General features: G+C 72.7%; 37 protein-coding genes. All 37 read left to right on the top strand.

What is annotated here, in order from left to right:
• Position 1: 1 nt before the first annotated feature.
• Positions 2-610 (top strand): GNAT family N-acetyltransferase, encoded by a 609-nt coding sequence (locus D7M15_RS16370; RefSeq protein ID WP_121518199.1) that lies wholly within the window; start codon positions 2-4, stop codon positions 608-610.
• A complete protein-coding gene (locus D7M15_RS28520; protein WP_165906274.1) occupies positions 607-780 on the top strand; it encodes a hypothetical protein in 174 nt (57 codons plus the stop codon). The genes D7M15_RS16370 and D7M15_RS28520 overlap by 4 nt, the downstream gene beginning before the upstream one ends.
• Positions 777-1421: a hypothetical protein gene (locus D7M15_RS16365; RefSeq protein WP_121518198.1), complete on the top strand. Its 645-nt coding sequence runs from the start codon at positions 777-779 to the stop codon at positions 1419-1421. Before D7M15_RS28520 ends, D7M15_RS16365 begins: the two co-directional genes overlap by 4 nt.
• On the top strand, positions 1418-1591 hold the full coding sequence (locus tag D7M15_RS28515; protein WP_165906273.1) for a hypothetical protein: 174 nt from the start codon (positions 1418-1420) through the stop codon (positions 1589-1591). Before D7M15_RS16365 ends, D7M15_RS28515 begins: the two co-directional genes overlap by 4 nt.
• A 41-nt stretch (positions 1592-1632) precedes the next feature.
• A complete protein-coding gene (locus D7M15_RS16360) occupies positions 1633-1860 on the top strand; it encodes a hypothetical protein (protein WP_127201762.1) in 228 nt (75 codons plus the stop codon).
• A 132-nt stretch (positions 1861-1992) separates the two neighbouring features.
• Complete coding sequence (locus D7M15_RS16355) at positions 1993-2298, top strand: hypothetical protein (protein ID WP_121518196.1); 306 nt, start codon at positions 1993-1995, stop codon at positions 2296-2298.
• A complete protein-coding gene (locus D7M15_RS29425; protein ID WP_276314458.1) occupies positions 2295-2429 on the top strand; it encodes a hypothetical protein in 135 nt (44 codons plus the stop codon). The genes D7M15_RS16355 and D7M15_RS29425 overlap by 4 nt, the downstream gene beginning before the upstream one ends.
• Positions 2426-2641, top strand: a complete 216-nt coding sequence (locus D7M15_RS16350) for a hypothetical protein (protein WP_121518195.1) — start codon at positions 2426-2428, stop codon at positions 2639-2641. Before D7M15_RS29425 ends, D7M15_RS16350 begins: the two co-directional genes overlap by 4 nt.
• Positions 2641-2811, top strand: coding sequence for a hypothetical protein (locus tag D7M15_RS28510; RefSeq protein WP_165906272.1), 171 nt, complete (start codon positions 2641-2643; stop codon positions 2809-2811). Before D7M15_RS16350 ends, D7M15_RS28510 begins: the two co-directional genes overlap by 1 nt.
• A gap of 60 nt (positions 2812-2871) precedes the next feature.
• Entirely contained in the window at positions 2872-3072 is a 201-nt protein-coding gene (locus D7M15_RS16345; RefSeq protein WP_240649335.1) for a hypothetical protein, read from the top strand.
• Positions 3066-3581 (top strand): helix-turn-helix domain-containing protein, encoded by a 516-nt coding sequence (locus D7M15_RS16340; RefSeq protein ID WP_127201761.1) that lies wholly within the window; start codon positions 3066-3068, stop codon positions 3579-3581. The genes D7M15_RS16345 and D7M15_RS16340 overlap by 7 nt, the downstream gene beginning before the upstream one ends.
• Positions 3575-3847: a hypothetical protein gene (locus tag D7M15_RS16335; protein ID WP_121518192.1), complete on the top strand. Its 273-nt coding sequence runs from the start codon at positions 3575-3577 to the stop codon at positions 3845-3847. The genes D7M15_RS16340 and D7M15_RS16335 overlap by 7 nt, the downstream gene beginning before the upstream one ends.
• Positions 3844-4512 (top strand): hypothetical protein, encoded by a 669-nt coding sequence (locus tag D7M15_RS16330; RefSeq protein ID WP_121518191.1) that lies wholly within the window; start codon positions 3844-3846, stop codon positions 4510-4512. Before D7M15_RS16335 ends, D7M15_RS16330 begins: the two co-directional genes overlap by 4 nt.
• Before the next feature lie 14 nt (positions 4513-4526).
• Positions 4527-5003 (top strand): hypothetical protein, encoded by a 477-nt coding sequence (locus D7M15_RS16325; protein ID WP_121518190.1) that lies wholly within the window; start codon positions 4527-4529, stop codon positions 5001-5003.
• Between the two features lie 46 nt (positions 5004-5049).
• The gene (locus tag D7M15_RS16320) at positions 5050-5727 is read left to right on the top strand and encodes a hypothetical protein (protein ID WP_127201760.1); all 678 of its coding nucleotides are present in this window, start codon (positions 5050-5052) and stop codon (positions 5725-5727) included.
• A gap of 93 nt (positions 5728-5820) precedes the next feature.
• Entirely contained in the window at positions 5821-6057 is a 237-nt protein-coding gene (locus D7M15_RS16315) for a hypothetical protein (RefSeq protein ID WP_121518188.1), read from the top strand.
• A gap of 261 nt (positions 6058-6318) precedes the next feature.
• A complete protein-coding gene (locus D7M15_RS28505; RefSeq protein ID WP_165906271.1) occupies positions 6319-6486 on the top strand; it encodes a hypothetical protein in 168 nt (55 codons plus the stop codon).
• Positions 6487-6555: 69 nt separating this feature from the next.
• Positions 6556-6738, top strand: a complete 183-nt coding sequence (locus tag D7M15_RS16310) for a hypothetical protein (protein WP_121518187.1) — start codon at positions 6556-6558, stop codon at positions 6736-6738.
• A gap of 265 nt (positions 6739-7003) precedes the next feature.
• Entirely contained in the window at positions 7004-7225 is a 222-nt protein-coding gene (locus tag D7M15_RS16305; RefSeq protein WP_121518186.1) for a hypothetical protein, read from the top strand.
• On the top strand, positions 7222-7482 hold the full coding sequence (locus D7M15_RS16300; protein WP_121518185.1) for a hypothetical protein: 261 nt from the start codon (positions 7222-7224) through the stop codon (positions 7480-7482). The genes D7M15_RS16305 and D7M15_RS16300 overlap by 4 nt, the downstream gene beginning before the upstream one ends.
• 367 nt (positions 7483-7849) lie before the next feature.
• Positions 7850-8131, top strand: coding sequence for a hypothetical protein (locus tag D7M15_RS16290; protein ID WP_121518183.1), 282 nt, complete (start codon positions 7850-7852; stop codon positions 8129-8131).
• Positions 8132-8235: 104 nt separating this feature from the next.
• Positions 8236-8823: a phage terminase small subunit P27 family gene (locus D7M15_RS16285; RefSeq protein ID WP_121520872.1), complete on the top strand. Its 588-nt coding sequence runs from the start codon at positions 8236-8238 to the stop codon at positions 8821-8823.
• Positions 8801-10540, top strand: a complete 1740-nt coding sequence (locus D7M15_RS16280) for a terminase TerL endonuclease subunit (RefSeq protein ID WP_240649334.1) — start codon at positions 8801-8803, stop codon at positions 10538-10540. Before D7M15_RS16285 ends, D7M15_RS16280 begins: the two co-directional genes overlap by 23 nt.
• Before the next feature lie 22 nt (positions 10541-10562).
• Positions 10563-12026: a phage portal protein gene (locus D7M15_RS16275; protein ID WP_240649333.1), complete on the top strand. Its 1464-nt coding sequence runs from the start codon at positions 10563-10565 to the stop codon at positions 12024-12026.
• The gene (locus tag D7M15_RS16270; RefSeq protein ID WP_121518182.1) at positions 12023-12997 is read left to right on the top strand and encodes a hypothetical protein; all 975 of its coding nucleotides are present in this window, start codon (positions 12023-12025) and stop codon (positions 12995-12997) included. The genes D7M15_RS16275 and D7M15_RS16270 overlap by 4 nt, the downstream gene beginning before the upstream one ends.
• Positions 12998-13117: 120 nt before the next feature.
• Complete coding sequence (locus tag D7M15_RS16265; RefSeq protein ID WP_127201759.1) at positions 13118-13369, top strand: hypothetical protein; 252 nt, start codon at positions 13118-13120, stop codon at positions 13367-13369.
• A 66-nt stretch (positions 13370-13435) separates the two neighbouring features.
• A complete protein-coding gene (locus tag D7M15_RS28500) occupies positions 13436-14134 on the top strand; it encodes a hypothetical protein (protein ID WP_165906171.1) in 699 nt (232 codons plus the stop codon).
• Between the two features lie 45 nt (positions 14135-14179).
• A complete protein-coding gene (locus D7M15_RS16255) occupies positions 14180-15118 on the top strand; it encodes a major capsid protein (protein WP_240649671.1) in 939 nt (312 codons plus the stop codon).
• Positions 15119-15139: 21 nt separating this feature from the next.
• A complete protein-coding gene (locus tag D7M15_RS16250) occupies positions 15140-15460 on the top strand; it encodes a hypothetical protein (protein ID WP_165906270.1) in 321 nt (106 codons plus the stop codon).
• A gap of 1 nt (position 15461) precedes the next feature.
• Complete coding sequence (locus D7M15_RS16245; RefSeq protein WP_121518178.1) at positions 15462-16013, top strand: hypothetical protein; 552 nt, start codon at positions 15462-15464, stop codon at positions 16011-16013.
• Positions 16013-16354, top strand: coding sequence for a hypothetical protein (locus D7M15_RS16240; protein ID WP_121518177.1), 342 nt, complete (start codon positions 16013-16015; stop codon positions 16352-16354). The genes D7M15_RS16245 and D7M15_RS16240 overlap by 1 nt, the downstream gene beginning before the upstream one ends.
• Positions 16351-16692, top strand: coding sequence for a hypothetical protein (locus tag D7M15_RS16235; RefSeq protein WP_121518176.1), 342 nt, complete (start codon positions 16351-16353; stop codon positions 16690-16692). The genes D7M15_RS16240 and D7M15_RS16235 overlap by 4 nt, the downstream gene beginning before the upstream one ends.
• A complete protein-coding gene (locus D7M15_RS16230) occupies positions 16689-17093 on the top strand; it encodes a hypothetical protein (protein ID WP_121518175.1) in 405 nt (134 codons plus the stop codon). The genes D7M15_RS16235 and D7M15_RS16230 overlap by 4 nt, the downstream gene beginning before the upstream one ends.
• 64 nt (positions 17094-17157) lie before the next feature.
• On the top strand, positions 17158-18123 hold the full coding sequence (locus D7M15_RS16225; RefSeq protein ID WP_240649332.1) for a hypothetical protein: 966 nt from the start codon (positions 17158-17160) through the stop codon (positions 18121-18123).
• Positions 18124-18213: 90 nt separating this feature from the next.
• Entirely contained in the window at positions 18214-18570 is a 357-nt protein-coding gene (locus tag D7M15_RS16220) for a hypothetical protein (protein ID WP_121518174.1), read from the top strand.
• Between the two features lie 17 nt (positions 18571-18587).
• A complete protein-coding gene (locus D7M15_RS16215) occupies positions 18588-18947 on the top strand; it encodes a hypothetical protein (protein ID WP_121518173.1) in 360 nt (119 codons plus the stop codon).
• 18 nt (positions 18948-18965) lie between these two features.
• On the top strand, positions 18966-21191 hold the full coding sequence (locus tag D7M15_RS16210) for a phage tail tape measure protein (protein WP_127201758.1): 2226 nt from the start codon (positions 18966-18968) through the stop codon (positions 21189-21191).
• The last annotated feature ends 13 nt before the right edge of the window (positions 21192-21204 follow it).

Genomic DNA, 21204 nt, shown 5'->3' with positions numbered 1-21204 from the left:
AATGACAGAAACCCAGGTCTCCCCCTCGCGCTTCGACTACCGCTCCGCCCGGGACGTCAGCGCCCTGACGCACCTCTTCGAGGGCTACCTACTCGAAGGCTTCGACCGCCTCGGGCACGTCCCCTCCGGCGTGCCGTTCGCGAGCTGGCTGAACACGGCCCTCCTGTACGTCGACGGCGAGCCCGCGGGCTTCGTCTCCGCCGACCGTGCCCGGTACGCCATCGAGCTGATCTACGTCGCGCCCGCGTACCGGCGTCGCGGGATCGCCCGCCAACTGCTCGACGACCTCCGCGCCACCTGCCCCGGCCGGATGCACATCAAGGCCCCGTTGAGCCCCGCGTGCCAGGCCCTCGCCGAGCGGCTGAACATCCCGATCTCCATCGCCACCCCTGAGGAGCAGACGGAGGGCGAACAGGCCGTCGCCACCCTCCACGACGCGATGCGCCAGAACTGCCGGCACCCGCGCAAGGGCTCCCCGCAGCGCCCCTGTTCGCGCTGCTATCGGGTGGTGCTGCGGCGAATGGCGACCGTCATGGTGACCGACACGTGTACGGCACTACAGAACGCCGACCGCTTGCTCGGTCACTCCCCCGCGGGGCGCGCCTCGTGAACGTGGACGACGTCATATCGGAGCGGATCGCCGCCGCCCGCGCCCGAGCCGAGGAAGCGAAGCGGCGGCGCGTCGCCCGCGCCGCCGCACGACGGAAGGGCCTCGCCCAGCGCCACGCCCAGAAGCTGCGCAACCAAGCCGCACGCACCAACGAACCGGAGGCCCCGTGAACACCTGCGGGCTGTGCGAGAACGACCTCGACACCGACGACCAGCTGTGCGGCAGCTGCGCCACCGCCACCGCCGCCCGCCTGGAACGCCTACCGGCCCTGCACGACGCGCTGACCGCGCACATGGCGCCCGCCGTACGCGGTGCGACCGAACGCGTCAGCCGCGGGCAGCCCGGCCCGCGTATGCCCATCGACGAGGGCGCCCTCGATCTGCACGTGGCGCACATGCCCGGCGTGCTGGAGGGCTGGCGCGAGGACGTGCAGCGCGTCCGCGGCTGGGGCCTCCCCGTCGCCGAGGGGCGCCCCGCCCACCGGGTGCGGGTCGCGGCCCGCTGGCTCGGGATGACGCTGGACTGGATCGCCGCCGACTACCCGGCCGCCGGGGAACTGGCGCGCGAGGTGCGCGACCTGGAGCGGGACGCGCTGTCCGTGGTGGACCCCGAGCCGCCCGAGGACCGCGGGGAGCGCGTGGGCAACTGCCCGGCCGCGTACGAGGACGGGGTGTTGTGCGGCGCGGTCCTGCGGCGGATGCGGGGCGCCCGCAGCATCTCGTGCCGCTGGTGCGGGGCGGTGTACCCGGCGGAGTCGTGGCTGCGGCTGGCGGCGTTGATCAAGTTCGACAGGGGGGCGGAAGCGTCATGACGGAGCGACGGATCACGTGCCGGTACCTGAAGGCGTACGACACGCAGTGCACGGCGGAGGCCGTCGACCCGGGCGGCGAGGTGCTGCTGTGCATCCGGCACCTGGCCGCGGCGCAGCGGCTCGTCGGCGCGGCGGTCGCGCGCGACACCCGCGAGAACGAGCAGCCGTGACCACTTGCATCACAACCCCCGGTTGTGTAATGCTTCTCGGGATGACCGAGACGGACTGGCGGAACCGGGTTCGCGCGGAGGATGAGCTGCTGGAACAGCTCGCCGCCGCGACGAAGCAGGCGTCCCAACGCCGAGCTGCGGCACTCCTCGAAGGGGTCGCCGAGCTGGGAACAGCGACGGCCGTCGGCAACGAGTTCGGCATCACCCAACAGGCCGTCAGCAAGGCCATCGCGAAGTACCGGTCCGCACTGGACCAGACAACCGAATAGCAACGAGGGCCGGACAGCAGCTCTCCCGGGTGCTGGAACACCACGGGAGGCGTACGCACCGCCCGACCCTCTACGCCCCCGAGGCGCGCTAACGCCCCGGGCACTTGACCACGACAGAGAGCAGACCTCGTCATGGACCAGCAGAACCGTACCCCGCTGCGCGCGGAGACGATCACCCCGGAGCCCGCCCGGCTCGACGACCCGCTGCGCCGCGCCCTCGACGGCGCCGCCGAGATCACCGTCCGGGACGTCTGGGGCAGCGTCTGGAGCCGCCCCACCCCGCAGGACGCCGCCGCCGACCTCGCGGACACCCCCGAGGGCAGCACCGTCGAGGAGTGGCACACCACCACCCCGGCGGGACGTCCGCTCACCGTCGTCCGCACGACCCACCCGCAGTACGGCCCCGACATCTGGGTGATCGTGGGTGGTGCCGCGTGAGCGCCGACCAGCCGCGCCCCTGCGGCTCCTGCAACGGCCAGGGCGGCCGAGTCGAGGACACCTCCAGCGGCGGCGTCACCCGGCAGCACTGGGTCCGCTGCGCCCCCTGCTCCGGAACGGGGCAGCGATGAGCGACCAGACCACCTCGCTGCGCGCCATCACCGGCCCGCCGCTCGTGCCCCTCAACGTCGACCGCGAGTGCGACATGGCGCACGACACCCTCGCCGAGCACTCAGGCGCCGACATCCACGACCCCGAGGCCATGGTCCGCGCGGCCGTCGCCCTGTCCATGCGGCTCGACGCCCTCCTCCGCGCGGTGGAAGCCGCTGGCGGTGGTCGGTGATGGGCCGCCACGCCGCGAACTCCAGCCCGCAGGCCCGGCAGCAGGACGCGCAGCAGCGCGCCGAAGCCTTCGACCGGCAGCACGCCGAGTCCCGCGCCCGCGCCGCCTCCCGGCCCGAGCGCACGCTCGCCGACTCCGTGACCGCCGCCGTCGAGGCACGCAGGCCCTGATCACCCCGCCGGGCCCGCGACCCCCCAACGCGGGCCCGGCCCCTCATCGAGGAGCAGTTCGTGAAGCTCGTTCCCCCGCGCGCCGTACGCCGCCCCACCGAGGACGCCGCGATCCACGCCGCCGACGCCACCCCCCGCAGCCTGCCGTCCGTCGACCAGCTGCTCGACGCCCTCACCCTCGCCGCCCACCGACACGACCTCGCCGGGGTACGCCTGTGCACGCACCTCGTCGCCCGCGCCGCCGGACACGTCTCGTGGTGACCCCGGCCGCCGCCGACCGGCGCACCACCGTGCGCCACCTGGCGCACACCGGCATGAGCCAGCGCGCCATCGCGGCGCAACTCGGCGTCTCCAAGGACACCGTGCGCCGCGACCTCGACGCCCTGGCGCGCGACGGCGCACCCGAGGATGCGCCACCGGCCGACGCTGGCGCGCGCCACGATGCGCCGGACGCGCCGGACCTGGCGCACCCGGATGCGCCACCCGCCCCACCTGCGGCGCACCCGGCGCGCGCCACCGACGCGCCGCCCCCGCTGCCCGGCGCACACCCCGACGCCGTACGCGCCAGCGCCGCGCTCCACGGCCTCGACCCGGACGCCGTGCGCCACCTGGCGCACACCCGCGTCTACCTGCGCGCCACCCTGGCGCGCGCCACCGAACTGCTGGCGCACACCGGCCCCCTCGACGCCGTCGAGCGTCACCAGCTGCGCCACCTCACCGAGCGGCTGCACGCCCTCGCCGACGACTCCGCGAAGGACACCACGTGCTGACGACGACCCTCCCGCCGCTCCCCGCCGGGTACCGGCCCGCGCCGCCCGTCTCGGGCGTCGTCACCGTCGTGACGAGCGCCAGCAACACCGCGGTGACCCTGCACCGCGCCGAGTACACCCACCTCGACCCCGGCGGCGGGTGGACCAGCCACGGCTACGCCTGGCGCTGCACCGGCTGCCGCCACGTCCTCACCGGCTACCCCGCGCAGGGCTTCGGCCGCGCCCTCACCGACGCCCGCACTCACGTCTGCGAGGAGCCCCGATGAACGCCGACGACTGGTGGGACGACCTGTTCGACCCCGCCCGCCCGGACACCGGCAGCGCCGCGCCCGTACGCCCGCCCGCAGGCGGCGCACGGCTGCCCGACTGGCGCACCGGCCAGACCATCGACCTCGCCCAGCCCGAGGAGACCGCGGCCCCGTGGGCCGACGTGCCCGACGAGCAGCCGCTGCCCGTACGCCGCCCGGCCGCGCCCGCCGTCGACCCGGACCCCGAGGACGACGAGGACGAGGCGGCGGAGGACCAGGACGACGAAGACGAGCCGGAGCAGGGTGCCGTCGAGCGCCCGGCCCGTACCCCCGCCCGGGAACGGGTCGCGCAGGCCCGCGAGCACCTCGCCCTCGACCACCGCACGGTGGTGCTGCTCTACAACGGGTCCGCGGCCGGGGTCGGCTACCTGGCCCGGCTCGTGCCCACCATCCACAACTGGATCGCCGAGTGCGGCCGAGACACCAGCGTCGTCCCCGCCCTGCTCGTCGGTATCGGCGTCATCGCCGCGATCGGGCAGCAGTGGGACCGCCATACCCGCGGCTGGTATGCGCCGCTTGCCTGGGCCGCGCGCATCCCCCTCGCCTCCGCCGTCCTCGCCCTGGGCCTCTACAGCCCGGCCGCCGCCCTGGGGGCCGACGTACATGCCCCCGTCATCCTCTGACCTGGAGAAACGCCATGCTGTCCGCTGCACCCGCGGCCCCCGCCGCACCGCCCTCGCCCGGCCTCGGAGATGGCGAGATCTTCGGCCACCTCGGCGCGGGCGGCGCCGCGCTCGTCGTCACGGTCGTCCTCGTCCTGGGCGTGAAGGCCACCGGCAAGGGCAAGGCCCTCTCCTGGAACCTCACGCTGTTCCTCGGCGCGCTGGCCGCCACCCTCTACGCCGGGGCCGGAGGCATCTGGTCCACCCCGGCCGACCTCCTCGCGTCGCTGCTGACCGCGTTCGGCGTCGGCGGGGGTACGGGTCCGCTCGGCAACGTCGGCATGGGCGCCGTCGCCTGCTGCATCGCCGCGATCCTGTACTGGCGCAAGCTCACCTTGAAGCAGGTCGCCGTCCTCGGGTTCGTCGCGGCGTACGTCGCCGGGCGCGCGGGCGGCATCTGGGGCGTCGCCGCCTCGATCGTCGCCTCCACCGCGAAGTTCCTGGGCGTGTGACGTGCGCGCCCGCGACGCGATCCGCCCGTACGTGCCCGGGAGACCGTTGGTCGCCGCATGGTGGACCGGCAGCCGCGTCCTGGTCACCACCACATGGGAGTGGGTGACCGCGGACGACGGGAAGGAGCGGGCCGGCAGGTTGACGACGCTGGCCGTCGGCGGCGCGCTGGTGGCCACGGCCGGGGTCACCCGGGCGCCCGCGCTGGGATGGCTGGTGCCTGCCGTGTGGACCCTCGCCGCATGGGCTGCGGCACCCTTCCCCGGCGCGGAACCCTCCCCCGAACAAGATCAACAAAACACGGGGGAGCCGGGGGAGCAGCCCACCACGGAGCCCCCGGCGCTCCCCGCCGCGGACATCGTCGCCCGCGCCGTACGCGAGATCTGCGCCGACACCGCACAGCGCGGAGTCCACCTCGCCCACCTCGCAGACGAGATCCCCGGCGCCACGAAGGCCGCCGTACGCCGCGCCCTCGAGGACGCCGCGGTGCCCATCACCCAGAGCCTGAACCTCAAGCACGCCGGAGGGCGGCAGCTGAACCGTCAAGGAGTGCTGCTCCGCGACCTCCCCGCCGGACTCGGGGAAGACCCCGCCCCGGCCCCGGCCGAGGGGCCCCTCCCGGGCCCGCTCCAGCCGCCCGCTCACACCCCCGTCAGCACCCGCCTCCTGGCCGCCCCCGAGGCCGCCGACCACTCCCCGATCAGACCCCACCCCGGCCCCGAGTAGGCCGGTAGGAACCGCAGGTCACAGCGGTTCCTACCCACTTCCTACCCGGCCCCTACCTACCCGCCTACCCACCCCGAGAGGACCCCGACCGAGATGGCCTACCAGTACCGGTGCGACGACTGCGGCACCACCGCACGCGCCGTCGCCACCCGCCCCGAGCTGGCCGCCGTGAAGGGCCGTCACCGGCAGCTCGCCCACCACGGGCAGCGCCCCGACGGGGAGCGCGTCGAGATCGTCGGCATCCGCCAGCGCGCCTCCTGGCGCACCGGATGCGGCGCCCTGGCGCTCGTCGGCCTGGTGTTCCTCGACTGGCTCGTACGCCACATCTAAGCCCCCGGGGCGGCCCCCGCCTGGCAGCTGACGGCCGCCCCGGTTCCCCATCCCCATCACGGAACAGGAGACCCCGATCATGCCCACCGAGCCGACGACCACACCCCCGCCACCGGAGACCGCCTACGACCAGCCGCCGCTGTACTACTGCGCCAGCTGCGGCGGCCACTACCCGATCCGGCACTTCTGCTGACCCCGACCGGCGCCGTGCACCCGTACGCCCCTACCGCACCACCCCACCCCGAGAGGACCGTGACACCCATGCCCGAACAGCACCCCGACATCGACTCCCACTGGAACGACTGCCCGGACCGGCGCCGCCCCTGCGCCCACTGCGCGCCACTCGACCGGGAGCAGGCCATCGACGACGCATGGCGCATGGAGCCCGCCGACGACCCGCTCTACGCGGGGCCGCACTTCGACATGTGACCGAACCGCACCACGAGGGCCCGCCGAACTGACGCGAGCGCGGCGGGCCGTCTGGCGCACCATGGACGCATGAGCCCCGAGCCCGTCCTCGTCGACATCTACGCCGCGCACCTGGCGACCGGCATACGCCCCGGCACCCTCCGCGTCCGCCTCCACCGCGGCACCCTCACCCGACACGGCCACGACCACCAAGGCCGCGCCCTCGTCGACCTGCACGAACTCCAACCGGACGAGCAACCCGCGCCCGCTTGACCAGCGCCGTCACCTGCTGTAACACTCTCCGCAGATCGCCATGCCCGAAACCGGGCGAACCACGCACTCCGAGGCCCCCGTACGTACGGGGGCCTTCGCCATGCTCGGGCCGCTCCAGCACCCCCGACGCTGTCGAGCGCCCGAAGGGCCGCCGCCCGCCGCGCCTGGGGAGGTACGGGCGGCGGCCCAACCCAACCCCGTGCAGGGCGGATGACACAGGCGTGCTGCTGCCCGCCCTGCACGGCCAGGTCGAGGAGGCTCACCCATGCCCGCAGAGATCGCCGTGCCCGTGAGCGTGATCGCCCATCTCCCCGGCACAACGCCGGTCCGCGGAGAGGTCGGCACCGTCACCGTGCCCGTACGCGACGGCACGGTCTACAACCAGGACTTCTACCGGGCCCTCGGCCACCTGCTGGTGGAGGCGGGCACCGACATGGCGAAGAAGGGCGCGCGCCGAGACGACGACTCGGCGGAGGATGACTCATGACGTGCGCGCCTTACCCCAACGTTGAGAAGGCTCGGGCCCAGGTCGCGCGAGGCGACACCGAACATGTCCGGGTCTACTCCGCCCAGCTCCAGTACCGGCACGTACCCCAGCGCTTCATCCTCAGCACGAACGCCACCTACGGCGTGATCGACGAGGTACACCTCATGCGCGTGCAGGACACCGTGAACCACATGCTCGCGCGCATGGGGGACGTACAGCACGCCTACGGCCATCCCCATGCCCACCCGACCCCGTAAGCCCTGCCCCATCCCCGGATGCCCCCAGACCGTGACTCAGGGCAGATGCGAGCAGCACGCACGCCAGGCCGAGGAGATCAGGGGCAGCAGCACAGAGCGTGGCTACGACACACGGTGGGCCAAGCGCAGAGCCGCGTACCTCTACCACCATCCGTGGTGCGTGCTCTGTGGTCGAGCATCCAAGACCGCTGACCACTACCCCGTGTCACGAAAGGACTTGATCGCTCGACGCGATCCCGATCCCGATGCGGATCGTCACCTACGACCGCTGTGCATCCCATGCCACAGCAGCGAGACAGCGCGGCTCCAACCAGGCGGATGGAACGCCCGCTGACCCCTGCTGACCCGACCCGAGAGGCTCACCCCGATGCCCAAGCACCAGCCCACGCCCGAACAGCTCGAACGGCTCCAGCGGGCCCACCTCGACGTCAGCGTCGGAGAGGCAGACGTAGCCGAGGCCCGCGCGAAGCTCTCCCAGGCCATCGCGGACCAGTCCGAGCGCACCATGGCCCTCTCCAGGGCTATCGACGACGTCCTCTACGGCCCCAAGGACGAGCCCCACGGGCAGTCCGAGGGCAACCTGCGCGACCTGTCGAACGACCTCGCGCGCGAGCACTGGCCCTCGCCGCCCCCGGGGGGTGGGGGGTGACTCCCCCGGGCCCGTGAGGTCTCCCGCCGGGGAGGCAAAATCCTGTACCCGCGGTTCGGAGCCTTCTGATCACGAGGTCAAATCGGACATAGGGGGTGGTGGTCGTGGCCGTCTCCGGACGGAAGCCGAAGCCTGCCCTCGAGGTCGTCCGCGAGGGCAACCCCGGTCACCGGCCGGTGCGCGAGGGCGTGAAGGTCCCGCCGGTCGAGCTGGTCGAACCGGACTGGGCGGAGCTGTTCCCCGTCGTGAAGGTGCCGGCCAAGCCGAGGGCCCCGCGGGGCGCGGACGACGAGGAGCTGCGGGAGTACCGGCGTGAGGTCGACGCCTGGCAGCGCGTCAAGCTCGCCAGCGAGGCCGCCGACTTCTCGCGGGCGGTGGCGGCGCGCGAGTGGGCGCGCGTCGTGCCGGTCCTTCAGGTGGCGGCCGGGCTGTCGGCGGTGGACCGGTCGACGACGGTGGACTACTGCGTGTGCGTGGCTCGGCTGGAGTGGTGTGAGCGGCGTCTGTCGGCCGAGGGCCTGATCACGATGGGGCAGCGCGGGCCGTGCCGGAACCCGTTGACGACGGTCGCGACGCAGTACCGGACGCAGCTGAAGGCGTACATCGGCGAGCTGGGGCTGTCGCCGTCGTCTCGGGGGCGGATCGCGCCGCCGGAGGGCGGGGACCCGGATGACGACGGCGTGTTCGACTGACGGACGGTTCCAGCTCACCGAGCAGGACGAGGCCGACGAGCTGCCGGTACCGCGCGCCGCACTGCACGAACTGGGCATGACCGATGAGCGGATCGCCGAGGCGCTGGCCTCCCGGCCGCTGATCGTCGCGAACCAGGCACACCGCCGGGACGGCGCCTGGTTCGACGTCCCGGCCGCGCGGCGGGCGAAGAACGCCATCGAGTCGTTCAAGCACACGAAGGGCCGGTGGGGTGGCAACGCGCTGCTGCTCGACCCGTGGCAGCTGATCTGGGCCATCGCCCCCGTCTTCGGCTGGCTGTACGACGACGAGGAGGCCGGGCGGCCGGTGCGGGTGATCCGCACGGCGTGGATCGAGGTACCCCGGAAGAACGGGAAGTCGACGATCTCCTCGGGTGCGGCGCTGACGCTGCTGCTGGCGGACCGGGAGATCGGCCCCGAGGTGTACGCCGCGGCCGGTTCGCTGGACCAGGCGTCCCGCGTCTTCGACGACGCGAAGCGGATGGCGCAGACGAGCCGCGCCGTGCGCGGGCGCGTGGACGCGCGGGCCAAGGTGTTGCTGACGCCGCGGACGGGCGGCGTCCTACGGGCCCTGTCGAAGATCGCGGAGACGGCGCACGGCCTCAACGTCAGCGGTGGCGTGATCGACGAGGTGCACGTACACAAGCGGCGCGACCTGGTCGACGCGATCGAGACCGGTACGGGCGCCCGCGATCAGCCGCTGATCATCTTCATCACGACGGCGGACGAGGGCGACGAGGGCACGATCTACGACGAGAAGCACACGTACACGGTGCGCGTCGCGGAGATGGTCGTCGAGGACCCGTCGCACTACGGGGTGATCTGGGCGGCGGAAGAGGGCGACGATCCGTTCGCCGAGGAGACGTGGCGGAAGGCCAACCCCGGTCTTGGGGTGTCGCCGACGTTGGCGTATCTCCGCAAGGAGGCGAACAAGGCGCGCGTGACGCCGTCGTACTTCCCGACGTTCTGCCGCCTGCACCTGAACCGCCGGATGCGCTCGCGTGTGCGGTGGCTGCCGATGCCGCTGTGGGATGCCAACGAGGGCGCGTTGACCGAGGCCCGCCGTCAGCGCTTCCAGCCCGCGTGGGGCGGCTTGGACCTGTCGGCCGTCTCCGACCTCTCCGCCTGGGTGCTGGTGGTCCGCTCGCGGCAGCGCGGCAGGGAGCTGGAGATCGTCCCTCGGTTCTGGGTGCCGGAGGACCGTTGCGACGACCTGAGCCACCAGCTCCAGATGCCGCTGCGGGATTGGGCTGACGCCGGGCTGCTGACGCTGACCGAGGGCGACGCGATCGACTACGCGGCGATCGAGGAGCAGATCCTCGCGGACTCGCGTACGTACCGCATTCAGCGCGTGTCGTACGACCGGATGTTCACGGGCGGCTCGCTCCAGCGCATCGAGGCGAACACCCGCATCGGGGAAGTGGTGCCCGTCAACCAGACGTACCTGGGGATGGGCCCGGCCGCGAAGGAAGTCGAGCGGCTGCTGCGGGAGCGGGCGTTCGTCCACGACGGGCACAAGGTCATGCGCTGGAACGCGTCGTGCGTCGAGGTGATCCGCGACGGCAACGACAACATCCGCCCGGTGAAGCCGAAGCGTGATGAGTCCACTGCCCGTATCGACGGCGTCGCCGCCCTGGTGATGGCGGTCGACGGCTACCTGCGCCGCAAGGTGATCAGGGACCAGGCATCGAGCGCGTGAGGCGCGGAGGGGGGCGCCCGTGTTGCCCGACGGCAGTACGCAGTTGGCCGACGACGACCGGCCCGAGGTGATGATCCGGAAGCTCCGGGCGCGCCTGTCCCGGCGCGAGGAGAAGGTCAAGGAGTGGAACGACCTGTACGAGGGGGAGCGCCCTTTGAAGTACGCGTCCCCGGAGTTTGCCGAGCAGACCGGCGGCCTGTTCGAGGACTTCTCCGATAACTGGTGCAAGACGGTTCCGGACACGCTGCGGGAGCGGCTGTCGGTCGTCGCGTTCCACGGCGAGGACGGCACGCCGGACAAGGAGGCCGGGCGCGCGTGGCGTCGCAACGGCGCGGACGTGGAGGTCGGTCTCGCGATCCTCGACGCGCTGGTGGTCGCCCGCAGTCACGGCCTGGTGTGGAACACCCGCGGCGAGTCGGACATCACCTTCATTCCCGCCGGGCAGGCCATCGTCGACTACGTCCCCGGCACGCGCGGCGTGCGCCGGGCCGGGCTGCGCGTCTGGAGCGACGGGAGTCACGAGTTCGCGACGCTGTTCGTGCGCGCGAGCGCGGCCGGGCGGGCGATGGCCTACCGGCGGCAGCGGGCGCTGAACGGCGGGGAGTGGGTCGCGCGTACGGTCGGCGTGCCGACGTCGGAGCCGACGGACCTGATCAACCCGACGGGGCTGGTGCCCCTCGTGGAGATCGCGAACCGCGCGCGCCTGCACGGCAGTCCGCAGTCGGAGATCGCGGCGGTGGCGCCGTTGCAGGACGCGGTGAACACGCTGTGGGCGCACCTGTTCACGGCGGCTGACTTCGCGGCGCTGCCGCAGCGCGTGGTCCTGGGGATGGACAAGCCGACGAAGGATCTCGTCGACCCCGAGACCGGCGACATCATCGGCGAGGAGGACGTCCCGCTCGGGCAGTACTCCCGGGACCGCCTGCTGTGGCTCTCCAAGGCCGGGGCAGCGATCGGCCAGTTCGCCGCCGCCGACCTCGACGCGTACCTCAAGGTGATCTCGCAGGCGGTGCGGCACATCGCCGCGCAGACCCGCACCCCGCCGCAGTACCTGCTGGGCGAGATGGCGAACATCGCCGCCGACGCTCTCGAGGCCGCCGAGTCCGGGCTCGTGGCGAAGGCGAAGGACCGGCAGCTGCACTTCGGCGCGGACCTGCGCGAGATCATGCGGCTGGAGGCCCTCGTCTCCGGCGACCCGGCCCGCGCGCAGAGCCTGGCCATGGGCCGCACCGTGTGGCGCGACGCGCAGTTCCGCAGCGAAGCGCAGTACGCCGACGTCCTCACCAAGTACAAGGCGATCGGCGTGCCCGACGAGGCGCTGTGGCGGATGATCCCCGACGTCGACCCCGAGCAGATCGACGAATGGGTGCGGCTGCGCGACACCCAGGCGCAGGCCGCAGCGCAGGCCGCCGCGCAAGCCTTCTCCTCGTTCGGCCCCAAGGACGCCGAGGACGGCGGCGAGGAGGACGAGGCGGAGGCGGCGTGAGCGACGTAGCCGACGCCCGGTACCGGCAGGTGCAGTCCCTCGCGCAGGCGGTCGTCGCGCACGTGCAGGCGATCTGGTCCGGGCTATCCGCCGAGAAGATCCTCGCCGCGCTCCAGGGCGACCAGGGCGCCGCGATCCTGGACGCCGTCGTCGCCGGGCAGTTGACTGCGGCGCAGGGCGCGCAGGCGTTCGTCGCGCAGGCCATGGCCGAGCGGGGCGCCGCCGAGCGGCCTGCGGCCGAGCTGGTCCCGGCCGCGCTCGCCGACGTCGCCTCCGACGGACGGCCGCTGTCCACGCTGCTGTTCCAGCCCGCGATCACCACGTACACGACGCTCGCGGCGGGCGCGGACCCGCGCACGGCGCTGCTGGCGGGCATGAACCAGATGGCCCGCATGGTGGCCACGCAGATCGCCGACGCCTCGCGCGCCGCGACGTCGGTGTCGATGACCGCGCACCGACGCTGCATCGCGTACGTACGCGTGGTGAAGCTGCCCGCGTGCGGCCGGTGCATCCTGCTCGCCGGGCGCCAGTACAGCTACAGCACCGGCTTCAAGCGGCACCCCAAGTGCGACTGCGGCATGGACCCGATCGACATCGAGCGGTGGGGCGACGTGCCCAGCCCCGACGACCTGGTGAAGCAGATGTCCCCGGCCGAGCAGCGCAAGCGGCTGGGCGCGGCGGCCGTGGACGCGTTGGAGAAGGGCGCGGACCTGGCGCAGGTCGTCAACGCCCGCCGCGGGATGCAGACGATGACCGTGCACGGCCGGAAGGTGGCGGCCACCACCGAGGGCAGCACGGTGCGCGGTATCGCCGGGAAGCGCCTGTCCGTGGACGCGGGCGCCGACAAGGTGCCCGGCCAGCGGTACCGCCGTTCGAACACTCCGCGGCTGATGCCCGAGGAGATCCTGCGTCTGGCCGACGACCGCGACCACCAGCTGCGGCTGCTGAAGAAGCACGGCTACATCTACTGAGGGGGCCGCATGGACCCGTTCGCGCCCAAGGGCGATCCGCGCCCGCTGAGCGGCCAGACCTGCGGCTACAAGCCAGCCACGGCCACCACAGATTGCGGCAGGCCAGGCGTGTGGCACGTCATGTGGGATGCCCAGCTGGACAACTCCGTCACCTGCGCCGAGCACATGCAGCTGATCCAGGAACGCTGGGTGTACGCCGACCGGCACCCGATGACCGCCGACTGCACCATGCCTGGCGCCCTCTGGGTGTACGTCAACGACAAGTGCTACGTCCCGCAGACCGACCTCGCCGCGTACGAGCGCGTGATCACCGAGGCGGTGCACGACATGGCCGAGCAGGCGGGCATTCCCCTGCACCTGCTCGACCGCTGACCTCCCGGGCGCGAGGCCCGGGGCGCGCGCGGCGCGATGCCGCGCGGACTGAGAAGGGGGAGCGCGATGCTCCGCACACGCAAGAACACCCTGGCCGTCATCGGTGGCGGCTGGTCCCACCCCTACGGCCGCGGCCCGATGTCGCCCTTCCTGTACGCCGACGGCGGCGACGGCGGAGGCGGGGACGGCGACGCCGGGAAGGGCGGCGACGGCGGAGGCTCCGGCGGCGGAGGCGGCGACGGGGGTGGCGAGGGTGATGACGACCAGCTCGGCGAGGGCGGCAAGAAGGCCCTGAAGGCGGAGCGCGACGCCCGCCAGGCCGCCGAGGAGAAGGTCCGCGACCTCGAGGCCCGGCTGAGCCGGAAGCCGAAGGGTGACGGCGGCAAGGACGGCGGCAAGGGCGATCCCCCGCCGGACCTGGAGACGATGAAGAAGGAGGTCCGCGACGAGATCACCGCGGACACCAACGCGCGGCTGATCCGCGCGGAGGTGAAGGCCGCCGCGGCGGGCAAGCTCGCCGACCCGGCCGACGCCCCGAAGTTCATCGACCTCGCCAAGATCAAGATCGGTGCCGACGGCGACCCCGACGCCAAGCAGATCAAGAAGGCCATCGAGGACCTGCTGAAGGACAAGCCCTACCTGGGCGCCAGCGCGCAGGGCTGGGGCGACGTCGGCGGCGGCGGGCGCGACACCCCGCCCGCGGACGTCGAACCCGGCATGGGCCGCCTCCGGCACGCCTACGAGACCGAGTCCAAGACCAAGTAACCGGCCCGCCACGGCGGGCCCACGTAAGGAGGGCCCGTCGTGGCCATGACCCTTGTCGAGGCGGCGAAGCTGTCTCAGACCCAGCTCCAGCGCGGCGTCATCGAGACGTTCGTGCAGGAGAGCGCGATCCTGGACCGCATCCCGTTCATGACGATCGAGGGCAACGCCTACTCGTACAACGAGGAAGCCACGTTGCCCGGCGTCGCCTTCCGGTCGGTCAACGAGGCGTACACCGAGTCCACGGGCACGGTGAACCAGAAGTCCGAGAGCCTGGTGATCCTCGGTGGCGACGCGGACGTGGACCGCTTCATCGTCCGCACCCGCGGCAACCTCAACGATCAGCGCGCGGTGCAGACCCGCATGAAGGTCAAGGCCGCCAGCTACAAGTTCCAGGACACGTTCTTCAACGGCGACGTGGCCGTGGACGCCAAGGCGTTCGACGGCCTGAAGAAGCGCCTGACGGGCGCGCAGGTCATCGACGCCGCGACCAACGGCATGGGCCCGGTCGCCGGGACGCACGACTTCTTCGACCTGCTCGACGCCCTGGTGGCGCAGGTCGACGGTCTCAACGGTTCGAACGGCGCGATCTACGCCAACCGCGCCATCATCGCCAAGATCAAGTCTTCGGCGCGGCGGCTCGGCGGCGTGGAGATGGTCCGCGAGGCCCTGACCCAGAAGATGGTCGCCACCTACAACGGCATCCCGCTGATCGACCCGGGCCAGACCCCGGCTGGCGTCGACATCCTGCCCCGCACGGAGACGCAGGGTTCCAGCAGCGTGGCCTCGTCCATCTACGCCGTGAAGTTCGGCCAGGACGAGGGCGACAAGGGCGTCACCGGCCTGACCAACGGCGGCGTCCAGGTCTACGACCTGGGCGAACTCCAGGAGAAGCCCGCCTACCGCACCCGCCTGGAGTTCTACACCGGCCTCGCCGTTTTCTCCGGCAAGGCCGCAGCCCGACTCCGCGGCGTCCTGACCGCCTGACCCTGAAGGGAGCGCGCCATCATGGCCGCCAAGAACAGCACGCCGGACGAGACCCGGCTCGACACGCACCTCGACGCGCCCTCGACGACGGCGCCCGGCGACGGCCCGGCCGACACCACCGACCCCGACGAGCGCGCCGTCTCCGCGACGCCGGACAAGGGCGCCGCGGCTCTGGCCGGGCACGGCACCGTCAACGCCGTACTGCCCGCGCCGAAGAAGACCGCGGCGAAGCGTACGGGCAAGGACCGCACCGAGACCTACCCGGCGACCCGCCCCGACGGCACCGAGGTGACCGTCGAGCGGAACATCGAGACCGGCGAGTCCACGGTCAAGGACGGCTGACGTGCCGCAGCTGCCGCCGCTGGCCACCGTCGAGCAACTGGAGGACTGGTTGCAGGTGCCGCGCGGCAGCGCGCCCGTGAACACGGTGAGCCTCGCCCTGGAGATCGCGTCGGACATGGTGCGGCGGGAGGCACGGCAGACCTTCACCCGCCGCACCAGCACCGTGGCGCTGCGCGTGGTCGACGGCTGCCGCGTGGACCTGCCCGGCCCGGTCGTCTCCGTCGAGACGGTCGTCGTCGAGGGCGTCCAGATCCAGCCCTCCGCGTACGAGCTGGACGGCGACACCCTCCACATCCCGCCCACCGCGCGCCGCCGGGCGACGGTGACGTGGGAGCACGGCTGGCCCGTGGTGCCCATGGAGATCGTGGGCCTGGTCCTGGACGTGGGCGTGCGCGGGTGCGTGAACCCGAAGAACCTGCGCCAGGAGAGCGCGGGCCAGCGGTCGGTGACGTTCGCGGCCGAGACGCTGGCGACGTCGCTGGCGCAGGTCGAGGTCGACAAGCTGGCCCGGTACCGCACGGTCCGCGCCCCCGTCTCACGCTGGGGGCGCTGATGTTCGGCGCCTCGCCCCTGCTCGACCAGACCGTGCAGCACATCGCCCGCCACGAGGGCGAGGACGACCGCGGCAACGATGCGTGGATCGAGGCCGATCCGGTCGACGTCGAGCGCTGCTCGGTGCAGCCGCTGGACTCCGTCGAGTACCTGACCAGCGCCTCGAACCAGATCGTCAGCAGGTGGCAGTTCTTCGGCCCGCCCGACATGGGCCTGTCCGGCACCGACCTGATCGCGGTGGACGGCGCCCGGTACGAGGTCGACGGGAAGCCCGGCATCGTCCGGTCCCTGGCGCCGTTCCTCGCCCACACCAGCGCGATCCTGAAGGAGTACACGGGATGAGCCAGCCACGTATCCAGTGGGACCGGCGCGGCATGGACGAGATCCGCCGCCTGCCGCCCGTACGCGCGGCGTTGAAGGAGCGCGCCGAGGAGATCGCCGGGCGTGCCCGCTCCATCGCGGCCGCCGAAGTGGACGACGACTTCGCCTCGCAGATCGGGGTCGTCGAGGAGATCCGCCCCTCGGGCCGCGCGGTGGCCAAGGTCGAGGCCCGCCGCTCGGACGCGGAGGGGCAGGAGTGGGGCAGCTCCAACACCCAGCGCCGCCGCATCCTGGGGCGCGCGGGCGCGGTGCAGCCGGAGACGATCCTCCGCGACCGGTCCAACCGGCAGGAGTCGTGACGCCCGAACTGGACTGGGGCGACGTCGAACTGGCGGTTGCCGTGTGGCTCCGGTCCCGGCACCCCGGCGTACGGGTCGTCAACGAGCTGCCCAGCAAGCTCGAGGAGAAGCTGCCGCTGCTCCAGGTCCAGGTCGCCCCCGGCGGTGGCGACGGCGGCGAGGTCACCGAGTCCTGCCTGATCGACCTGGACGCGTTCGCCGCGGACCGCACCGCGATGTGGACGCTGGCCCGGCAGGCGCGCACGAGCATGCTCGCGCTCGCAGGCCGGCACGTGGGCGGCCTCGTCATCGACACCGCCACGACCGAGGTGCGCCCGGCGCACGTCGACTACGGCAACCCCCTGCTGCGGCGGGCGGTCGCCACCTACCGGCTCACCAGCCGCGCCCAGGCCCCCGCCTGACGCGCACCCATCCACGCCCCGCCCGCACCCGCGCGCGGGGCTCCGTCACGAAAGGGGGCGCGGTATGCCCGCGGCCAACTTCAACGTGGTGGCCAACCTGCGGACGAGCCTGATCCGCAAGGCGTTGAGCTACGCGATCCTCGCGGCGGACGCAGATGCGCCCGCACTGACCGACCCGTTCGACGAGAACGGCGTCCTCCAGACCCTCCCGGAGGGGTACCTCCCCGCGGGCTACACCACCTCGGACGGCGTCCAGTTCTCCGGCGACCTGTCCATGTCCGACGTCGAGTCGGGCCAGTCCGCCACCCCCACGCGAAGCGACGTCGAGACAGACACCCAGACCGCCAAGTGGACACCGCAGGAGACGAACGCGGTCGCCATCTGCCTGTACGAGAACCTGCCGCTCGACGAGTTCCCCGCGATGGGCTCCGCCGCATGGCACTGGCGCCGCCCGCAAGTCCCGCCGACGCTCTACCGGCGGCTGGTGTTCATCGCGCGCGACCTCAACAAGACCACCGGCCAGCCGATCTACATCGTGCGGCACATGCCCTCGGCGCTGCGCTCGGACCGCGAGGACGAGCAGTGGCAGCGCACCGCGGAGATCGCCCGTGGCGTCACCTACCAGGCGTACTACGACGAGATCGCCGGGACCGACTGCGAGACCTGGATCGACGGGCCGGGCTGGCGTGACCTGGCACCGCTCTCGAACGAAGTGCAGAGCATCGCGATCACCGGGACGCCGACGGGCGGCACCTACACGCTGACGTACGCCGGGCAGACCACGGCCGCGATCCCGTACTCGGCGACGGCAGCGCAGGTCCGGGCGGCGCTCGCGGCCCTGTCCAGCATCGGTGGTACGGCGAACGTCTTCTGCTCGGGCGGCCCGCACCCGGGCAGCGCGATCACGGTCACGTTCCAGGGCGCCCTGGGCGGTACGGACGTGCAGCAGATGACGGCGTCCGGCACCGGGCTGACCGGCGGCACCACCCCGGCTGTGACGGTGTCCACCGTCACCCCGGGCGGCGCCTGACCCACGGCTGGTGCGGGGCGGCGGTCTGGGTGAGTCCTGCCGCCCCGCACCTCTGACTCACCCCGGCTCACCCAGAGAGAGAGCACGATCATGAGCAAGCCCAACAAGAAGCGGTACATCCTCGCCGAGGTCCGCGGCCAGTATGCCGAGGCCGTCGGCGGCGAGGACGTCACCTTCGAGGGGCCGGGCGGCGTCGAGTACACGATGCCGCACCCGCTGTTCGCCCCGAAGGAGTGGAAGGAAGCGGTCGACGCGGCCGACGACGACGAGGGCCAGGCGCGCGCCATGCTCGGCGAGGAGCAGTGGGCCACGTTCGAGGCGGCGGGCGGTGACCCGACGGACATGGTCCTGCTGAACATGGCGTTGCGTGAAGACATGCAAGGGTCGCTCAAGAACGGGCGCCCTACTCGGTCCTCGACGTCCTCGGGCGGCACCCGGAAGCGGTAGAGGCAGACCTCGCCGCGGTGTACGGCGGGGACCCGATCGGGGACTTCTACCGCGGGGACATCACGCTGCGGCGGCTCCGCGTCCTGATCGAGGGTCTGCCGCCGGACGGTGCGCTCGGGCGCGCGGCGAGCGGCCACGCATGGACCCTGGCGGACATGCGGGACGCCGACACGCTGGACGTGCTCGGCCGCCTGTTCGTCGCGACGTACAACGCCAACCGGGCCGAGTCTGCCCCCGAGCTGCCGTGGCCCGACCCGGTGCCGCGGCCGGGTGACCCGACGCCGAAGCAGAAGGCGAAGGCCGCGAAGCGCGAGAAGCGCGCGGCACGTGAGGGCTACGAGGACATCGTCGCCCAGGTGGCCCCCGGGCGGATCTGACGAACCGAGGGGGCTGTCGTGGCACGTGCGGGTGCGGTGTGGCTGGACGTCCTGCCGAACATGTCGAGGTTCGGCAGGGGCCTGAGTCGGCAGCTGTCCGAGCCCCTGACGACTGCCGGTCGCCGTGCTGGTGACGATGCGGGTGACGCGGCCTCGTCCGCGATGGGCGACCGGCTGAAGGCAGGGGCGGCGGCGATCGGCGTCGCCGCCGGGGCCGCGCTCACCGCAGGTCTGACGACCGGTCTGGAGGCGGAGCGGGCCACGAGCAAGCTGAAGGCTCAGCTCAACCTCACCGGGCCCGAGGCGAAGCGGGCGGGCAAGGTCGCCGGGGACCTGTACGCCGGTGCGGTCACCGACTCCATCGAGGAGGGCGCGGCGGCGGTCAAGGCCGTCATGGGCGTCGACCTCGTCGACTCGAAGGCGTCCACGGGCGAGATCCGGAAGATCAGCACGGCCGCGCAGGACCTGGCGACGATGTTCGACCAGGACGTCACCATGGCGGCCAAGGGCGCCGCCAGCATGGTGCGTACGGGCCTGGCGAAGAACGCGACGCAGGCGTTCGACGTGATGACTGCTGGTCTGTCGCGGTTCGGCGACAAGGGCGAGGACGTCGTCGAGACCTTCAACGAGTACAGCCCGTTCCTCAAGCAGGTCGGGCTGAGCGCGAAGGAGTCCCTGGGGCTGATGTCCCAGGCCCTCGACGGCGGCGCGTGGGACACGGACAAGCTCGGCGACTCCATCAAGGAGTTCACGCTCAAGGCCACCGAGGGCAGCGAGTCGGTCTCCGACGCGTTCAAGGCCCTGGGGCTCGACGGCAAGCAGATGGGCGCGGACATCGCGGCCGGGGGGCCGCGGGCGAAGGGCGCCCTCGACGACGTCCTCGACTCCCTACGGGAGATGCCCGCGACCGCCGAGCGCACGCAGATCGTCAGCGCGCTGTTCGGCGGCCCCGGCGAGGACCTGGGCGCCGCCCTGTTCACGCTGAATGTCGACAAAGCGGGCAAGAGCATGGGGGACCTCTCCGGGTCCGCCCAGCGCGCAGGCAAGGACCTGCGGGACAACACGGCCGTGCAGTTCGAGGTCTTCAAGCGGCAGGCGCTGATGGGCTTGGCCGGGGTGATCATGACCGATGTGGTGCCCGCGCTGCGGGACATCGCGCCGGTAGCGGCGACCGCGGTCGCGCCCGTACGGGACCTGTGGACGTGGCTCTCGGCGGACCCCGCGCGGATGCAGGCGACCGCCACCGCCCTGCTCGCGATCGGCGGCGCCGTCGCCGCAGTCAAGGTCGGGACGGCCGTGGTGGGTGGGCTGCGGGCGACGGTCGCAGCGGCCCGCACGGCGGGAGGGGCGATCCGCTTCGCGGCGTTCGCCTTGCGGTACTACACCGTCATCGGGACCGCCAGCGCCGTGACCGCCGTACGTACGGGCGCGGCCTGGACCGCGTCGGCCGTACGGTCCGGTGCGGCCTGGACGGTGGCGCGTGCGCGGGCTGGTGCGGCGATGGCGCAGACCGCGGCGACCGCGGTGGTGCACGCGGCCCGTACCGGCGTGACGTGGACCGTGGCCGCGGTGCGCTCCGGGGCGGGGTGGGCTGCTGCGCGCGCCCGCGCGGTCGGGAGCTTCGCGGCGACGGCGGCCTCGGCAACGGGTGCGGCGGCGCGTACGGGCGCGGCGTGGGCGGTGGCGCAGGCCCGTACGGCGGCGGCGACAGCGCGGGCAACGGCGACGCTGGCGGCGCAGCGCGTCGCGATGCTGGCGACTGCCGCTGGCGCGAAGATCCTCGCGGCCGGTCAGTGGCTGGTCAACGCCGCGATGCGCGCCAACCCCATCGGGCTGGTGATCACCGCGCTCGTAGCGCTGGGCGCCGGGCTGGTCCTCGCCTACAAGAAGAGCGCCACCTTCCGCGCGGTGGTGCAGGGCGCGATGCGCGGCGCGATGGGCGCCATGCGCCAGCTCGGCGCCGCCGGGAAGTGGCTGTTCAATACGGCGCTGATGCCCGCGTTCCGGGGTATCGGCGCAGGCGCGCGGTGGATGCAGGACAAGGCGATCCGCCCGGCAACGTCGGGCGCGCGCGCGGCGGCGCGCGGCATGGCGAGCGCGTTCGTCACGGCGAAGAACGGCATCGGCAAGGCGTTTGGGCAGATCCGCGACCTGGCGAAGAAGCCGGTCGGGTTCGTGGTCAACACCGTCTACAACAACGGCATCCGCCGCGTCTGGAACAAGGTCGCGGGCCTAGATGAGTGAGTCCGATGTCCGT

Origin of the sequence: Streptomyces sp. Z26, assembly GCF_003665095.1 — a bacterium.
GTDB lineage: Bacteria > Actinomycetota > Actinomycetes > Streptomycetales > Streptomycetaceae > Streptomyces > Streptomyces phytohabitans.
The sequence above is the reverse complement of the archived record's forward strand: the minus strand, read 5'-3'. Positions and strand labels throughout refer to the sequence as shown.

Bases quoted from the DNA above. Each gene is read 5' to 3' on its own strand.
- D7M15_RS16370 (WP_121518199.1), top strand. From the start codon at position 2: ATGACAGAAACCCAGGTCTCCCCCTCGCGCTTCGACTACCGCTCCGCC.
- D7M15_RS28515 (WP_165906273.1), top strand. From the start codon at position 1,418: ATGACGGAGCGACGGATCACGTGCCGGTACCTGAAGGCGTACGACACG.
- D7M15_RS16360 (WP_127201762.1), top strand. From the start codon at position 1,633: ATGACCGAGACGGACTGGCGGAACCGGGTTCGCGCGGAGGATGAGCTG.
- D7M15_RS16355 (WP_121518196.1), top strand. From the start codon at position 1,993: ATGGACCAGCAGAACCGTACCCCGCTGCGCGCGGAGACGATCACCCCG.
- D7M15_RS16350 (WP_121518195.1), top strand. From the start codon at position 2,426: ATGAGCGACCAGACCACCTCGCTGCGCGCCATCACCGGCCCGCCGCTC.
- D7M15_RS28510 (WP_165906272.1), top strand. From the start codon at position 2,641: ATGGGCCGCCACGCCGCGAACTCCAGCCCGCAGGCCCGGCAGCAGGAC.
- D7M15_RS16330 (WP_121518191.1), top strand. From the start codon at position 3,844: ATGAACGCCGACGACTGGTGGGACGACCTGTTCGACCCCGCCCGCCCG.
- D7M15_RS16325 (WP_121518190.1), top strand. From the start codon at position 4,527: ATGCTGTCCGCTGCACCCGCGGCCCCCGCCGCACCGCCCTCGCCCGGC.
- D7M15_RS16315 (WP_121518188.1), top strand. From the start codon at position 5,821: ATGGCCTACCAGTACCGGTGCGACGACTGCGGCACCACCGCACGCGCC.
- D7M15_RS28505 (WP_165906271.1), top strand. From the start codon at position 6,319: ATGCCCGAACAGCACCCCGACATCGACTCCCACTGGAACGACTGCCCG.
- D7M15_RS16310 (WP_121518187.1), top strand. From the start codon at position 6,556: ATGAGCCCCGAGCCCGTCCTCGTCGACATCTACGCCGCGCACCTGGCG.
- D7M15_RS16305 (WP_121518186.1), top strand. From the start codon at position 7,004: ATGCCCGCAGAGATCGCCGTGCCCGTGAGCGTGATCGCCCATCTCCCC.
- D7M15_RS16300 (WP_121518185.1), top strand. From the start codon at position 7,222: ATGACGTGCGCGCCTTACCCCAACGTTGAGAAGGCTCGGGCCCAGGTC.
- D7M15_RS16290 (WP_121518183.1), top strand. From the start codon at position 7,850: ATGCCCAAGCACCAGCCCACGCCCGAACAGCTCGAACGGCTCCAGCGG.
- D7M15_RS16280 (WP_240649334.1), top strand. From the start codon at position 8,801: ATGACGACGGCGTGTTCGACTGACGGACGGTTCCAGCTCACCGAGCAG.
- D7M15_RS16265 (WP_127201759.1), top strand. From the start codon at position 13,118: ATGTGGGATGCCCAGCTGGACAACTCCGTCACCTGCGCCGAGCACATG.
- D7M15_RS28500 (WP_165906171.1), top strand. From the start codon at position 13,436: ATGCTCCGCACACGCAAGAACACCCTGGCCGTCATCGGTGGCGGCTGG.
- D7M15_RS16255 (WP_240649671.1), top strand. From the start codon at position 14,180: ATGACCCTTGTCGAGGCGGCGAAGCTGTCTCAGACCCAGCTCCAGCGC.
- D7M15_RS16250 (WP_165906270.1), top strand. From the start codon at position 15,140: ATGGCCGCCAAGAACAGCACGCCGGACGAGACCCGGCTCGACACGCAC.
- D7M15_RS16240 (WP_121518177.1), top strand. From the start codon at position 16,013: ATGTTCGGCGCCTCGCCCCTGCTCGACCAGACCGTGCAGCACATCGCC.
- D7M15_RS16235 (WP_121518176.1), top strand. From the start codon at position 16,351: ATGAGCCAGCCACGTATCCAGTGGGACCGGCGCGGCATGGACGAGATC.
- D7M15_RS16225 (WP_240649332.1), top strand. From the start codon at position 17,158: ATGCCCGCGGCCAACTTCAACGTGGTGGCCAACCTGCGGACGAGCCTG.
- D7M15_RS16220 (WP_121518174.1), top strand. From the start codon at position 18,214: ATGAGCAAGCCCAACAAGAAGCGGTACATCCTCGCCGAGGTCCGCGGC.